Genomic DNA, 14,576 nt, shown 5'->3' with positions numbered 1-14,576 from the left:
CTTTCCCTTAGGGAGGCCAGATGATCCGGTTTTTCTACAACATGGCGCCGAACCCCATGAAGGTGGCGCTCTTCCTTGAGGAGTCCGGGCTGGACTACGAGCCGGTGCCGATCGACACCCGAAAGGGCGAGCAGCACAGCGACACCTTCAAGGCGCTAAACCCCAACGCCAAGCTGCCTGTGCTGACAGACGGCGAGACGGTGGTCTTCGACAGCAACGCGATCCTGCTCTACCTCGCCGACAAGACCGGCCAGTTTCTACCTGACGCGAGCCAGCGGGGCCCGCTCTTGTCGTGGCTCATGTTCATCGCATCGGGGCTCGGGCCTTTTTCGGGCCAGGCCGTCCATTTCAGGAATTTCGCCCCCGAGAAGCCTCCCTATGCCGTGAAGCGCTACGACTTCGAGGCGCGGCGACATTGGCAGATCATCGAGGACCGGCTGGGCCAGGGCGAATGGATGCTCGGCGACACCTACACGATCCTCGATATGGCCGTCTGGGGCTGGGCTCCGCGCCTACCCTACATGATGGGCGACGAGGCGATTTTCGAGACTTACCCGAATATCGCCCGGATGCTGAAAGCCATCGAGGCGCGCCCTGCCGCCGCACGTGCTCATGCCCTCAAGGATCGGCACGACTGGAAGGAAGAGTTTGACGAAGTGGCGATGCGGTCGCTCTACCCGCAGCTCTTCGCGCCGGACCCGGTCGTCTGACCTGTCGGCACTCCGTCACCTAACATAGCTGGCTCCGTTGACGTCCAGCGTTGCGCCCGAGAGGTGACGGCAGCGACCGCTCAGGCAGAAGGCAGCGAGGGCGGCGATATCGGACGGAGGGACAAACTCCCCCATCGTCAGCCGATCCTCGACGACCTTTCGTCCTCCCTGGCTCTCGGCGAAGTCGCGGCTCATCTTGGTATCCACGACGCCAGGCGCGATGATGTAGGTGTGTATGCCGTCCCGCGCGTAGCCCGTCGCCACCGTCTGCAGCGCAGCCTTGAAGGCCGCCTTCGAGGCGGCATAGCCGATGGTCTGGGGGTTGGTGACGCCCTTCTGTGCGGCCCAGCTCGAAATGCCGACGATCTCTCCGCCGCCCCGTTTCCGAAAATGCCGGACCGCAGCACGGAGAAGTCGCGAGGCCGCGAAGACGTTCACCTGGAAGGTCTCTTCCCAGACCCGGTCCCAATCCTCGTCGCTATCGTCGATGCCACCGGAGAAATGCATCACGGCGGCGTTGTTCACGAAACCGTCGAGGCCACCGGTCAGCGACAGCGCCTCCTCGAACATGCGGTCGGCCCCTGACTTCGTCGCGAGATCGCCCTGCAGCAGGATCGCCCGGTCTCCCGGAACGCCCTCCATTGCAGCCGCCGCACCGGCGCGGTCACTGCCGTAGTGCGCGACCACCCGGGCGCCCTGCTCCGCCAGTTCCCGGGCGATCGACTGGCCTATGCCTTTCGAAGCGCCCGTCACGAGTATCGTCTTGCCGTCCAGCATGCCTCTCTCCGTTCGCGCCCTTGACGCCCTCCGTCATTGCGCACAAAAGTTCACATAACGAACACTTCTAGAGACGATCACGGAGTCGGGCAACATGAATGAGGCGCAGTCGGTCCTGATTCTCGGCGCGGGTCCCATCGGAACCGGCTTTGCCGCCGCATTCCTCGCCGCCCAGTTCGCCGTCACCATTTGCGACCCAGACGAGGATGCCCGGTCGGCCGCGCCCGGCCTCATCGGGCGGCACGGTTCAGCGATGGAGCTTGCCGGACTGCCCGTCCCCAGGGGCCGGGCGGAAATCCTCGCGACCTTGCCTGAACGGATCACCCAACCGTTGGTGATCGAGGCTGGACCTGAAAGGCTCGAGCCGAAGCAGGCGCTCTTCCGCGACCTGCTGACCCGCATCGACGAAGGCACCGTCATCGCAACCGCCTCCTCCGCGATCCCCGTTTCCCGGATCCTGCCGGAGCAAGCGGACCAGTCCCGCTGCCTCGTCGCCCACCCGGCCAATCCGCCCAGCCTACTTCGCGTGCTAGAGCTGGTCCCCGCGCCCGGGACAAAGCCCGAAGCCATTCAAAGAGCCGAAGAGATCTTCCGCATTGCAGGATACCACCCGGCCCTTCTTGGCCGCGAAGTTCCTGCCTTCGTCTTCAATCGCCTGCAAAGCGCCCTCCTGCGGGAGGCCTACCGACTGGTCGACGAAGGCGTGATCGGCGTCGACGCTCTCGACGGTCTGGTCCGCGACGGGCTCGGTCCCCGATGGGCCTTGTCCGGGCCGTTCGAGACCGCCGACCTGAACACTGCCGGAGGCATCCGGGGCCATGCAGAGCGGCTCGGCCCCGCCTACGCAGCGATCGGACACGACCGGGGAGAAACGAACCCCAACTGGTCTCCCGCACTCGTGGACAAGGTCGAGGCCGAGCGCCGCGCTATCCTGCCCGAGGACGACCTCCCGGCCCGCCGCGCCTGGCGCGAAGAGGCCCTCGCCCGACTTCTGGACGCGCGCCGGGAAATCCTGAAGAGTTCCGGCCAATGACGCTCCGCTTCACCTTCGACGGGCACGAGATCTCCTGCGATGCGGGCGCGTCGATTGCCGCCGCACTGACCGCAGCCGGGCATCGAGCCTTCCGCGAGACGGACAGGCAGGCCCGACGCGGCATCTTTTGCGGAATGGGTGTCTGCCAAGACTGCCTCGTGACCATCGACGGCCGCCCGAACCAGCGGGCCTGCATGACGGAGGCGCGCGAGGGTCTGACCGTGCAGACGCAAGTTGCCCGGCCACCGCTCAGCCCTCCGCAGCCCCGGACGCTGACGCCTCGGCGGCTGACGCCGGACGTTCTCGTCGTCGGTGGTGGGGCCGGAGGGCTATCCGCAGCGATCGAGGCCAAAAAGGCCGGGGCCGACGTCGTCCTTCTGGACGAGCGCAAGGTTCCCGGCGGGCAATACTACAAGCAAGACGCGGACCCGAAGCGGCCACCGCTCGACGCGCAGCAGACCGAGGGCGGTGCCCTTGTTGCCGCTGCACGGCAGGCCGGTGTGCAGATCCTGCCACAAACGGAGGTCTGGGGCGCCTTCGATGGACCCGAGATCATGGCGACAGGCCCCGAAGAGGTCTACGCCATCGCCCCGGAAAAACTCATCGTCGCCACGGGCGCCTACGAGCGGCCCGCCATGATCCCCGGCTGGACGCTGCCCGGCGTGATGACGGTGGGGGCGGCGCAGACTCTTTGGCGCAGTTACCGGACGCTCCCCGGCAAGCGCGTGGCGCTGTTCGGAAACGGCCCCCTCGTCGCACAGGTGGCACTGGAGCTGGCGGAGGGTGGCGCCGATGTCGTGACCCTCGCCGAGGCCGCGCCGCCCGCATGGCATCGCCTGCCCGCGGCGCTCGACATGTCCCGTCGCGATCCGGCGCTGTCACGAAAGGGTCTGAACATGCTGGCGAAACTGCGCCGGCGCGGGATTCGCCCGGTCCATCATGCCCTTCCGGACAGAATCCGCCAGACCGATGCCGGGCTGGAGGTCACCTACACCGCCGCCGGCCGGAGCGGGACCGTTGTCGCCGACGCGGTCTGCCTGAATTACGGCTTCCAGCCGCAGAACGAGATACTTCGGCTCCTGGGCACAGACATGACGTTTGACAGCCGTTTCGACCACTTGCGTGTGACGCGGACCGGCACCTGCGAAACCACTACGCCCGGGGTCTATGCCGTTGGCGATTGCTGCGGCCTTGGCGGTGCACCCGCCGCCATGGTCGAAGGCCGGATCGCGGGGCGCGCTGCCGTCGGCGCCGCGCCTGTGCCTGCAGACACCGCGGAACTCGCCCGGCATCGCGCTTTTCAGACCGCCCTCTGGCGCGTCTATGCCGCCACCCTGCCCCACCCCGAAAGCGCCGCGCCGGAGACCCATATCTGCCGCTGCGAAGAAGTCACCAAAGCCGATCTCGACGCGGCACTGGCCGAGGACCCGACGGATATCGGTGCGCTCAAGCGGGCCACGCGAGTCGGCATGGGCCGTTGCCAGGGACGGTACTGCGGTCCTGCCGTTGCTGGGATCATGGCCCGAAGGTCCGGGCGGCCGCTGGAAGACCTGTCCTTCTTCGCCCCCCGCGTCCCGGTCAAGCCAGTCGACATCGCGGCGATAACTGCCGCCGAAGCCCTGCTGGAGGGCGAGGGTGACTGAGACCGACCTCCTCGTCATAGGCGGGGGCATCACGGGCCAGTCCGCCGCACTCTTCGCTGCCCAGGCCGGGGCGCGCGTGACGATCGTTGACGCCCAGCGCAATGCCGGAAGCCACGCCAACGCGGGCAGTCTCCATGTACAGATGCAAAGCCGCTTCCTGCGGCTGAACCCGCATCTGGCGGACAACCTCGAAAGCTCGTTACCTCTCTATCTCTCCGCCGTGACCGCCTGGGAGGCGCTCGATACCCGGCTCGGTGGGGTTGAACTGACGCGCGAGGGCGGCCTCATGCTGGCCGAGGACGAAGCACAGCTCGATTTCCTGCGCCAGAAGGCCGAACGCGAGACGCGCAAGGGGCTCGACGTCGAGATTCTCGATCGAGACGAGCTCTTCTCGCTCGCGCCCTGGCTCGGGGAGGCCATCGCGGGGGCGGAGCTTTGCCGCAACGAGGGCAAGCTTAACCCTCTGGTCGCAAACCGGAAGATGCGGGGAGCACTGGGGTCTCTCGGCGTGGAGCATGTTCATGATCGCATCACGCGGATCGAGGAGGGCAGCCCGCCCACCGCCGAGGGAGAAGGGGCGACCTATTCGGCAGGCGCAATCCTCGTCGCCGCGGCCTGGGGCGCAGAGGCCCTTGCAAAGCCGCTCGGGCTGACCATCGGTACCCCGCCAGAGCCCCTCCACATGAACATCACCGAGGCCGGCGACTACCGCATCCGACATCTCGTCCAGCATGCCGAGCGACCGATCACGCTGAAGCAGTTCCGTTCGGGGCAGGTGGTGATCGGCGGCGGCTGGGATGCGAACCTCGCCAGCGCGGAATCGCGAGCGCCCACGATCCGGCGCCAGAGCCTTTTGGGCAACGTCGCGCTCGCCTCGCGGATCGCCCCGGGGATCGCCGGGCTCCGGGTGCTCCGGACCTGGGCGGGGTACAACACGCCCGTGGATGGCAAGGCGACAATCGGACCGGTGCGGAACGGTAGCCGCGTCTTTCTCGCCCTGCCGGGCGATGCGGGCTACACTCTGGGTCCGATCACCGGCCAGGCGGCGGCCGCGCTTTCCCTGGGGACGGACCCTCCCATCGATCCCGCCCCCTACAGCCCGGCCCGCTGGCGGAGCTAGTGTGCGAGCGAAAGCTGGATGTCTTCGGCCGTCTGTTGGAGCTTCGGCAGGTACGTCTCGATCATGGTCTCGCGGGTCGCCCGTATCGACGGAATTGCGATGTTGATCGAGCCGGCTATCACGCCCGATCGGTACCTGAGGGGGATCGCGATTGAGAGAAGGCCCTCTTCCAGTTCCTGGTCCACGAGGGACCAACCCTGCTCGCGCACGTCCTCGAGAATTCCGCGCAACTCGGCTTTGTTGGTCACACTGTGCCGAGTCCGGGGGACGAGACGGGCGTTGGCGATGATGCCGTCCCAATTCTCCTCCGGCTGCGCGGCCAGAAGCACCCGGCCGTTGGCCGTGTAAAAGGCGGATTGGCGGCTGCCGACGGTGATGCCGACACTGATGATGTTATGGGCCTGGACACCGGCGACATAGACGACGTCGAGCCCGTCGAGGATGGCGGCCGTGCAGCTCTCGCCGGTCTGCTCGGACAGGCGCTCCATGAAGGGACGGGCACGGTCCCAGACCCCGATCTTGGACAGGACTGAGAACCCGAGGTCGAGAACCTTGGGCGTCAGATCGAAGAGCTTGCCGTCGGTCACGACAAATCCTTCCTTGACCAGCGTCAGAAGAAAACGCCGTGCGGTCGCTCGGCTCATGTTCGTTTCTGCGGCGACTTCCGAAAGCGTCATCTTCCGCGACGTGCGGCTGAAGCTCGACAGGATTTCCAGGCCCCGGGACAGCGAACTGACGAAATCACGGCTCGACAGCTTCTCCTGATCGTCGCCGGAGTCCGGCGTGACGGTGCCCAGCCGGATGTCGCTGGTCGCCTGGACAGGATTGGTCTTCACGGGTTTCGCCATCTCTTCCCCACATACTGTACGCCATCCGAACTACCACCGCTAATCCGGTACCGGAAGCCTACACCACTCGCGGCCCCAGCCAAAAAAGTGTTGCGACTCGTAAGATCGCAAACCAATAATACGAACATATGTTCGAGATGCGAACATTGCTAACAGGGAGTCACGCATGACCACCAATAAATGGAAGAGCGCGGGCCTGCCGCGTCGAACCGTTCTGGGCGGCATGGCCGCCGCCGGCGCCGCAGCTTTCATGCCGCGCCGCATCCACGCTCAGGAGCAAATCACCCTCCGCTGGTGGTCGCCCCAGTCCTCGCCGGAACAGCTGGCTGCCTACGAAACGCAGATCGCCAATTTCGAGGCCCTGCACGAGAATGTCAGCGTCGTTTTCGAGCGGACGTCCGATGAAGGCTATGCCCCTCAGCTCGCAGCCGCCTTCGCAAGCGGTGACGTCCCGAACGTCGTCACCCACCTGCCGAGCTTCGCCGTTTCCAACTATTGGCGCAACGACCTGGTCGAGCCGTTCAACGATGTCATAGAGATGATCGGCCCGGACAAGTTCTATGAGGGCGTGAACCGCATCTACGAGATCGACGACGGCCAGTACGCAGGCACCTCGATCGGCAACTCCGCCGCCAACGTCATCTGGCTGCGCACGGACCTCATGGAACAGGCCGGCATCGACAAGAACCCGCGTACGTGGGACGAACTTCTGTCCGCGTGCCAGGCGATGCAGGGTGGCGGCATCTACGGTGCACCCCTGCCCTACGGCCGGAACTCGATGACCTCGCTGGTTTTCATCGGTGTCATCCACCAGGCCGGCGGCATGGTCTTCAGCCCCGACCTCGACGTTGCCATCGACAGTCAGGAAACCCGCGACGCTCTCGAGTTCTACAGGGCCATGCGCGAGTACTGTCCGCCGGGCGCGACAAACTACTCCTGGGGCGAGAGCCTGACCGCCTTCGTCTCCGGTGCGACCGCCACCGGCCTCTACACCGGCCGCGTCCTCACCAACGTTGCCGCCCAGAACCCCTCGATCGCCGATCACATCACCTGCGATTATTACCCGACGATTTCGGAAGAGGTGGAGCCCTGGACGTTCAACGACTTCCCGTCGGTCTTCATCCCCAAGGATGCGCAGAACATGGAGGCGACCAAGCAGTTCGCGGCCTTCCTCTTCGATCCCGAGGGATACATCCAGCAGCTGCACGCCGCCCCGGGCCACGTCCTGCCGGTTCTCAAGACGATCGCCGAGGACCCGGCCTACCTCGATAACGAGATCATCGAGAAGTACCGCGAGGAAGTCGACCTGATGTCCGAGGCGGCCGCCAACGGCTACAACCTCGGCTGGGAAAGCCCCGAGCACCAGCCCAACACGCGGGCCGGCGAAGTCGTCAACTCCGGCGTCATCGCGGAGATGGTGCAGCGTGTTGTGCTGAACGACGAGAACGTCGACGAAGTGCTGGGCGAGACCGCGTCGCGCATCGAAGAGATCATGGCGGGCTGATCTCCCGCCGCTCTCATGGACAGCCCGGCGGCGCAGCACTCCCAGGCGCCGCCGGGTAGCCCCTGCTTCAAGGACCGTCATGACCGCAATCGCCACCAATCCTCCGCGTGACCGACGCTCCCCCCTCGAGCGCGCCTACGCCCGTCTCGGCGTGCTGCTGATCGCCCCGACGATCATCGTCTTCAGCCTCGTGATCGTCTATCCGCTGCTGGCAGCGATCTACCTTTCGGTCTTCTCGATCTATACGCCCACGCTGCAGGGCGACTTCGTCGGCGCCGCGAACTACATCGAGCTGCTCACCGGCGGGGCCTTCTGGCATTCGCTCGGCGTCACGCTGATCTGGACCGTAGGCACGCTGTCGTTGCAGATCATCGCCGGCATCGGCCTCGCCCTGCTCCTGCACCAGAACATCTGGTTTCGGTCGCTGGCCCGGTCGCTCGTGCTATTCCCCTACTTTCTCTCCACCGTCGTGGCCGTTCTGGTCTGGCGCTGGCTCTTCAACGATCTTTACGGCGCGCTGAACCATGGCCTGATCCAGCTCGGCATTCTCGACATGCCACTCGACTGGCTTGGCTCCATGCCCAATGCGATGATCGGGGTGATCCTGGTCGGGGCCTGGAAGTACTTCCCCTTCGTCGTCATAGCCGTGCTGGCCCGGCTGCAGACGATCCCGGAGAACCTCTACGAGGCCGCCCGCATCGACGGCGCCGGGCCCGTCGGCCGGTTCTTCGACATCACGCTGCCGCAGCTGCGCTCCGTCCTCGTGGTCATCATCCTTCTGCGGGCGATCTGGGACTTCAAGGAATTCGACCTGCTGTACCTGCTGACGGGCGGCGGACCGGTGACCTCGACGCAGACACTGTCCCTGCTGGTCTACCAGGAGGCCTTCGGGCTCAACCAGATGGGCCAGGCCGCCGCCTACTCCGTCGGCATGATGCTGGTGATGCTGGCCTTCATGGTCCTTTACATCCGTCGGACTGGAGGGAAGTGATGAAAACCCTGCGCCCCATTGTCCTCAACCTGGTTACCTGGACCCTCGTCCTGCTGATCGCCTTCCCGCTGCTGTGGATGATCATCACCTCGCTAAAGCCGCAGTCCGAACTGTTCCGCATCCCGCCGACCTGGATTCCCGAAAGCATCACCTTCGAGCACTACTGGCGCCTTCTGAGCGAGACGCCGTTCCTGCGGTACTTCCGCAACTCGGTGGTCCTGGCTGTCTCGACGACGGTCTTCGTGGTGATCCTCGGAACCCTCGGAGCCTATTCGCTGGTGCGCTTCACCTACCGCGGCCGCGAGACCATGGCGATGCTGGTGCTCTTCACCTACCTCCTCCCCTCGGTCGTGCTGATCATCCCGCTCTACCTGATGATCGCCAGCCTCGGCCTGTCGAACTCGCTCTTCGGGCTGATCCTGGCGCACACGACCTTCGCTCTTCCCTACGCACTATGGCTGCTGCGTAGCTTCATGGAAGGTATCCCGGAGGACCTGGAGAACGCTGCACTCGTCGACGGGGCGAGCCGGATGGGCGCCTTCAAGGATGTGATATTCCCCCAGCTCCTGCCTGGGATCATCTCCACCGCGCTCTTCACCTTCATCCTGTCCTGGAACGAGTACCTCTACGCGCTCGTCCTGGTGAACTCGGAGTCGGTCACACCGCTGACCACCGGCGTGATGTCCATGCTCATCTCGGCGTTCAACATCGAGTGGTCCCTGCTCATGGCGGCCTCGGTGATGATGAGCCTCCCGCTCATTGTCGTGTTCGCCTTCCTGCAAAGCTACCTGACCAGCGGCTTCGGTGCCGGCGGCGTCAAGGGCTGACGAAAAGGAGCCGAAATTGGCCAACGTAACCTTTCGAAACGTCCGCAAGAGCTTCGGCGAATTCGTGGCGCTCGAGGAACTGGACCTGCATATCAACGAAGGCGAGTTCGTCGCCCTGCTCGGTCCCTCGGGCTGCGGCAAGTCGACGACGCTGAGGATGCTGGCCGGGCTGGAATTCCCAACTTCGGGCGAGATCATGATCGGAGACCGCGTGGTCAACGATCTCGCCCCTGGCAAGCGCGACATCGCCATGGTCTTCCAGTCCTATGCACTCTACCCGCACATGTCCGTGGGCGAGAACATCGGCTACCCGCTCAAGAAGCGCGGCATCAAGGGCCGAGAGCGGGACGACGCCGTGCAGAAGGCGGCCGAGCTGCTTCAGCTCGACGCCCTGCTCGACCGAAAGCCGAAGCAGCTCTCCGGCGGTCAGCAGCAGCGGGTCGCCCTCGGCCGGGCCCTCGTGCGCGACCCCCAGGTCTTCCTGCTCGACGAGCCGCTCTCCAACCTCGACGCCAAGCTGCGCAGCTACATGCGCGCAGAGCTGATCGAGTTGCACCGACGCCTCGGCAAGACCATGGTCTACGTCACCCACGATCAGCTCGAAGCGATGACAATGGCGAGCCGGATCGCCGTGATGCACGGCGGCCGGGTCCAGCAGTTCGACACGCCCGACGCGATCTACAACCGCCCGGCCAATCGCTTCGTCGCGGGCTTCATCGGCACGCCGCCGATGAACCAGGTCGAAGGGACGGTCGAGGGGGGCCACTTCATCACCGGTGGCCACAAGGTGCCAATCGACCGGAGCGCCTATGCCGATGCGCTGCGGGACGGACCCGTCGTGCTCGGCGTCCGGCCAGAAGCGATCACGATCGGCAAGGGCGAAGGTCTCCCTGCGACCGTGCGGCTAGCGGAGAACACCGGCCACGAGACCATCGTGACCCTCGAGCTTCCGGATCGCACCCGAATTTCGGCACGGGTCGAGGCGGCACGACGCCTCGATGTCGGCCATTCCGTCGCGCTGACCTTCGACCCGGACGCGATCCATCTCTTCGAGGCGAGCGCGACCGGCGCGCGCCTCAACCTCGATGCCAAATCCGCCTCGGTTGTCTCGATGCGGTCCAAATGAACAATGAAAAGGAAATGAGGCCGGGCATGACCGACCCCCGAGAGCTGGACAAGCAGTACGTCTTTCACCCCTTCAGCATGGCGCATGTGCACGAGCAGTCGGGCGCGCTGATGATGGCCCGCAGCGCCGACGGCTGCTGGATCACCGACGACTCCGGAAAGCGCCACCTCGACGCAATGGCGGGGCTCTGGTGCGTGAACGTGGGCTACGGCCGCGACCGGATTGCCGATGCGTTGGCCGACCAGGCCCGGCAACTCAGCTACTTCCACGGCTTCAGCTCAATGGCGACCGAGCCCGCAGCGACCCTTGCCGAGCGGGTCATCGCCAAGGCGCCCGAGGGATTCTCCAAGGTCTTCTTCGGCGCCTCGGGGTCCGATGCCAATGACACCCAGGCCAAGATCGTCTGGTACTACAACAATGCCCGCGGCAAGCCCGAGAAGAAGAAGATCATCGCCCGGGACCGGGGCTATCACGGCGTCACGGTCATGACGGCCGGCCTCACCGGGTTGCCGGGGCTACATGCGGGCTTCGACCTGCCCCTGCCGATGATCCGCCACGTCTCGGCCCCGCACAATGTCTGGACCCGTCTGCCGGAAGAGGACGATGCGGCCTTCACTGCGCGTCTTGCGAAGGAGCTCGAGGATCTGATCCTTTCAGAGGGACCGGACACCGTTGGCGCTTTCATCGCCGAGCCGGTGATGGGCGCCGGGGGCGTCATTGTCCCGCCGGAGGGTTATTTCGCTGCAATCCGCGAAGTCCTAGACCGCTACGACGTGCTTCTTATCGCGGACGAGGTGATCTGCGGGTTCGGCCGGCTCGGCACCTGGTTCGGGACCGAGGCCCTCGACATGCAGCCGGACCTCATGTCCGTTGCCAAGGGTATCACCTCGGGCTACGCGCCGCTCTCGGGTGTTCTCGTCGGCGACAAGGTCTGGCGCGTCATCTCGGGCGAAGCTCCTGCGAAGTTCGGCGCCTTCGGCCATGGATACACATACACCGCGCACCCCGTGATGGCCGCCGCCGCGCTCGCCAACCTCGATATCGTGGAGGAAGAGAACCTGGTGGAGCGCGCGGGCGAGATGGGTGCCTACCTGAATGAGGCTCTGGCCAGGGCCTTCGCCGACTTGCCGATCGTTGCGGAAACGCGGGGCAAGGGCCTCATGGCGGCCGTCGAGTTCGCCCGGCCCACTGCTGACGGCTGGCAGAAGTTCGATTCCTCGCTCCAGGTCGCCCCGCGCATCGTGCGTGCCGCGCTCGAGGATGGCGTTATCTCGCGTGCTCTGCCGAACAGTGACGCGGTCAGCTTCTCCCCGCCCTTCACCATCACCCCGGAAGAGATCGACCTAGCCGTCTCGACCGTCCGCAAGGCCGCCGGCGTCGTCCACGATGCGCTCCGCGCCGAAGACACGCCAGCGTCTCAATAAATTTACGAGGACTTTCAATTGGATAGGAATTCGATCACTTGGTCCGGCGCGATGCCTGCCATCACGACGCCATTCACAGGCAAGGACGAGGTCGACCACGACGAAATGTCCGCCAACATCCGGCGGTTGATGAAGGACGGAGCCACCGGCGTCGTTGCCGCCGGCTGCACGGGTGAGTTCTGGTCCCTCAGGCCAGAGGAACGTCGCGAGATCTATGCGACGGCCCGCAAGGCCGTCGGCAAAGACGGAACGGCGATCGTCGGCGCCGCAGGCATCACCCCGCGCGACGTCATCGCCGCCATGGAGGACGCCGCTGCCGAAGGCGCCGACGCCGCCCTGGTCATGCCGCCCTTCTTTGCGCATCTCAGCGAGGCCGAGGTCATCGCGCATTTCGAGACCGTCTCGGAAGCCGCGCCGCTTCCGGTCATGCTCTACAACATCCCCGGCAACGCCGGGAACGCCCTGACGCCCGCCATCGTAGACCGGCTCGCCGACCTCGAAAACGTGGTCGCGATCAAGGAAAGCTCAGGCGACTGGCTCAACTTCCAAGGCACATTGTCCATCGCCGGCGACCGGATCCGGGTCTTCTGCGGGCCCTCTTCGACCATCGGCGTGCCCGCCATGCTGGCCGGCTGTGACGGTCTCGTCGATTGCTTCCCCAATGTCTGGCCCTCACTGATCGACATTTGGCCGATGATGCAGCGCGGCGAGACCGAGGCGGCCTGGGAGGTCCAAGTGCGCGCACAGGAACTGACGCGCCTCTTCATCTCGGGGGGACGGACGCTCTATCCAGCGACCAAGGCCGCGATGGACTACCTTGGCCTGCCGGGCGGTGGCGCCCCCCGCGCCCCGCTCCAGCCACTCAAGGGGGAACCGCTGGCCGGGCTGCACCGTGGTTTGGACCGCATCCTCAGACGGGCCCCGAACGCCGCTTGATCGGGACTGCCCGCGATTGAAACGGACGCGGGAAGCGCGTCATCTGATACGAAGAACGGAAGGAACCCCAATGGACCTGGGACTGAAGGGCCGCCGCGCCATCGTCACCGCCGCCAGCAAGGGGCTGGGCCGGGCCTGTGCCCACTCGCTCGCCGCCGAAGGCGTCGACCTGGTGATGAATGCCCGTAGCGCCGACGCCCTGGAGGCGACCGCGGAGGAGATCCGCTCGGCCCACGGCGTCGAAGTCACCACCGTCGCCGCCGACATCACGAGTCCCGACGGCCGGGATCAGCTGCTCGCCAAGGCCGGCGAGACCGACATCCTCGTGACCAATCCGGGCATTCGACAGATCCCCGGCGAATACGAGGAGTGGACGCGAGACGACTGGAACCAGTGGTTCGACGCGCACTTCTTCGCATCGCTCGAGATGATCACCGGCGTCCTTCCGGGGATGCGGGCGCGCAAATGGGGCCGGATCGTCAACATCTCCGTCAGCTTCATCAAGTTCCCGCAGCCGCACTTCGCTCACAGCCACTCGGCCCGCCTGGCCCTTTCCGGCGCCATCGCATCGCTGGTCAAGGAGACGGTCCGGGACAACGTGACGATCAACACGGTCTGCCCCGGCTTCTTCGACACCGACGCGCTGCACACCAACCTGCACAACCACGCCCGCCGCGGGAACACGACCTACGAGGCCATCGTCGAGAACCGGATCCAGAGCGTGCCCGCCGGCCGCTTCGCCGATCCAAAGGAGTGCGGCGATCTCGTCGCCTACCTCAGCTCCGACCAGGCCGGCTTCATCGTCGGCCAGAACATCATCAACGACGGTGGCGTCTATCAGGGTCTGTTCTGATGGAGCCCCGCCTCGTCTTGGTGTCGGGCGGTGCCAGGGGTCTCGGCGCAGGCATCGTCCGGCGATGCCTCGCGGACGGGCACCGGGTCTCGGTCGGAGCCCGAAACCCCGAAGCCGTCCGCGCGGCCTTCTCCGATATCCCGGAGGACCGGCTGCATGCCTATCGCTACGATGCCGACGAGGCCGGCACGGCCTCCGAGTGGGTCGAGGCGACCGCTCGGGACATGGGTCCGCCGGATGCCCTGGTCAACAATGCCGGCATCCTGCGGATGGTCGACTTCACCCGGGGCGACGAGAGCGACCTCGACGCGCTCTGGCAGGTCAATGTCAAAGGGCCCTTCCGGCTGATCCGCGCCGCCCTGCCCCATCTCAAGGCCTCTGGCCGCGGTCGGGTGGTCAACATCGCCTCGACCGATGCCAAGCGCTACCGGGACACCTCGGTCTCGCTCGGCTACGTGATGACCAAGCAAGCGCTGCTGGCGATGACCCACGCCGTGCGGTTCGCCGGGTGGGACGAGGGGCTCCGCGGCACCGCACTCTGCCCCGGTGCGATCGACACCGACCTTATCGCCGACGTCCCCGGCGTGACGCCCAAGTCGGAGCGCCTCCAGCCCGAAGACGTCGCAGCCATCGTCTCGCTTCTCCTGGTCCTCCCGAACCAGGCCAGCGTCCCCGAGATCGTCGCCAACACGCGCCTAGAAAGCAGTATCTGAGCAGACCGGCCCGGCCGCTGTCCGTGCACGACAGCAGGATATATTCCTCCACCGAAAACAAGAAGACGCGG

General features: G+C 65.7%; 14 protein-coding genes. 12 read left to right on the top strand and 2 right to left on the bottom strand.

Annotation, left to right across the window (positions count from 1 at the left end; genetic code table 11):
• The first annotated feature begins 20 nt into the window (after nucleotides 1-20).
• Nucleotides 21-710 carry a glutathione S-transferase family protein gene (locus F3S47_RS05995; RefSeq protein WP_150444347.1) on the top strand — a complete coding sequence of 230 codons (690 nt, stop codon included), beginning with the start codon at nucleotides 21-23 and terminating at the stop codon, nucleotides 708-710.
• Between the two features lie 15 nt (nucleotides 711-725).
• On the opposite strand, the gene F3S47_RS05990 is transcribed toward F3S47_RS05995, so the two are convergent.
• Entirely contained in the window at nucleotides 726-1,487 is a 762-nt protein-coding gene (locus tag F3S47_RS05990) for an SDR family NAD(P)-dependent oxidoreductase (RefSeq protein ID WP_150444346.1), read from the bottom strand.
• A 94-nt stretch (nucleotides 1,488-1,581) separates the two neighbouring features.
• Between F3S47_RS05990 and F3S47_RS05985 the strand changes: the two genes are divergently transcribed.
• From F3S47_RS05985 to F3S47_RS05975, 3 genes are read left to right on the top strand one after another with little or no spacing between them, the layout of a single operon-like run.
• On the top strand, nucleotides 1,582-2,520 hold the full coding sequence (locus F3S47_RS05985; RefSeq protein ID WP_150444345.1) for a 3-hydroxyacyl-CoA dehydrogenase NAD-binding domain-containing protein: 939 nt from the start codon (nucleotides 1,582-1,584) through the stop codon (nucleotides 2,518-2,520).
• Nucleotides 2,517-4,163 carry a 2Fe-2S iron-sulfur cluster-binding protein gene (locus F3S47_RS05980; RefSeq protein WP_150444344.1) on the top strand — a complete coding sequence of 549 codons (1,647 nt, stop codon included), beginning with the start codon at nucleotides 2,517-2,519 and terminating at the stop codon, nucleotides 4,161-4,163. The genes F3S47_RS05985 and F3S47_RS05980 overlap by 4 nt, the downstream gene beginning before the upstream one ends.
• Entirely contained in the window at nucleotides 4,156-5,283 is a 1,128-nt protein-coding gene (locus F3S47_RS05975) for an NAD(P)/FAD-dependent oxidoreductase (RefSeq protein ID WP_191090096.1), read from the top strand. Before F3S47_RS05980 ends, F3S47_RS05975 begins: the two co-directional genes overlap by 8 nt.
• Here F3S47_RS05975 and F3S47_RS05970 read toward each other — a convergent pair.
• The gene (locus F3S47_RS05970) at nucleotides 5,280-6,119 is read right to left on the bottom strand and encodes an IclR family transcriptional regulator domain-containing protein (RefSeq protein WP_223877737.1); all 840 of its coding nucleotides are present in this window, start codon (nucleotides 6,117-6,119) and stop codon (nucleotides 5,280-5,282) included. The genes F3S47_RS05975 and F3S47_RS05970 overlap by 4 nt on opposite strands.
• 178 nt (nucleotides 6,120-6,297) lie before the next feature.
• On the opposite strand from F3S47_RS05970, the gene F3S47_RS05965 reads away from it, so the two are divergent.
• From F3S47_RS05965 to F3S47_RS05930, 8 genes are all read left to right on the top strand, one after another.
• Entirely contained in the window at nucleotides 6,298-7,635 is a 1,338-nt protein-coding gene (locus tag F3S47_RS05965) for an ABC transporter substrate-binding protein (protein WP_150444341.1), read from the top strand.
• Nucleotides 7,636-7,714: 79 nt separating this feature from the next.
• Complete coding sequence (locus tag F3S47_RS05960) at nucleotides 7,715-8,626, top strand: carbohydrate ABC transporter permease (protein ID WP_150444340.1); 912 nt, start codon at nucleotides 7,715-7,717, stop codon at nucleotides 8,624-8,626.
• Nucleotides 8,626-9,453, top strand: coding sequence for a carbohydrate ABC transporter permease (locus F3S47_RS05955; protein ID WP_150444339.1), 828 nt, complete (start codon nucleotides 8,626-8,628; stop codon nucleotides 9,451-9,453). Before F3S47_RS05960 ends, F3S47_RS05955 begins: the two co-directional genes overlap by 1 nt.
• Before the next feature lie 16 nt (nucleotides 9,454-9,469).
• Complete coding sequence (locus F3S47_RS05950; RefSeq protein WP_150444338.1) at nucleotides 9,470-10,579, top strand: ABC transporter ATP-binding protein; 1,110 nt, start codon at nucleotides 9,470-9,472, stop codon at nucleotides 10,577-10,579.
• A 26-nt stretch (nucleotides 10,580-10,605) separates the two neighbouring features.
• A complete protein-coding gene (locus tag F3S47_RS05945; protein WP_223877736.1) occupies nucleotides 10,606-12,003 on the top strand; it encodes an aminotransferase in 1,398 nt (465 codons plus the stop codon).
• A 51-nt stretch (nucleotides 12,004-12,054) separates the two neighbouring features.
• On the top strand, nucleotides 12,055-12,939 hold the full coding sequence (locus F3S47_RS05940; RefSeq protein ID WP_150444336.1) for a dihydrodipicolinate synthase family protein: 885 nt from the start codon (nucleotides 12,055-12,057) through the stop codon (nucleotides 12,937-12,939).
• Between the two features lie 70 nt (nucleotides 12,940-13,009).
• Nucleotides 13,010-13,792: an SDR family NAD(P)-dependent oxidoreductase gene (locus F3S47_RS05935; protein ID WP_150444335.1), complete on the top strand. Its 783-nt coding sequence runs from the start codon at nucleotides 13,010-13,012 to the stop codon at nucleotides 13,790-13,792.
• Complete coding sequence (locus F3S47_RS05930; protein ID WP_150444334.1) at nucleotides 13,792-14,505, top strand: SDR family NAD(P)-dependent oxidoreductase; 714 nt, start codon at nucleotides 13,792-13,794, stop codon at nucleotides 14,503-14,505. Before F3S47_RS05935 ends, F3S47_RS05930 begins: the two co-directional genes overlap by 1 nt.
• Nucleotides 14,506-14,576: the final 71 nt, after the last annotated feature.

Source organism: Histidinibacterium aquaticum, from assembly GCF_008710275.1.
Classification (GTDB): Bacteria; Pseudomonadota; Alphaproteobacteria; order Rhodobacterales; family Rhodobacteraceae; genus Oceanicola; species Oceanicola aquaticus.
The sequence above is the reverse complement of the archived record's forward strand: the minus strand, read 5'-3'. Positions and strand labels throughout refer to the sequence as shown.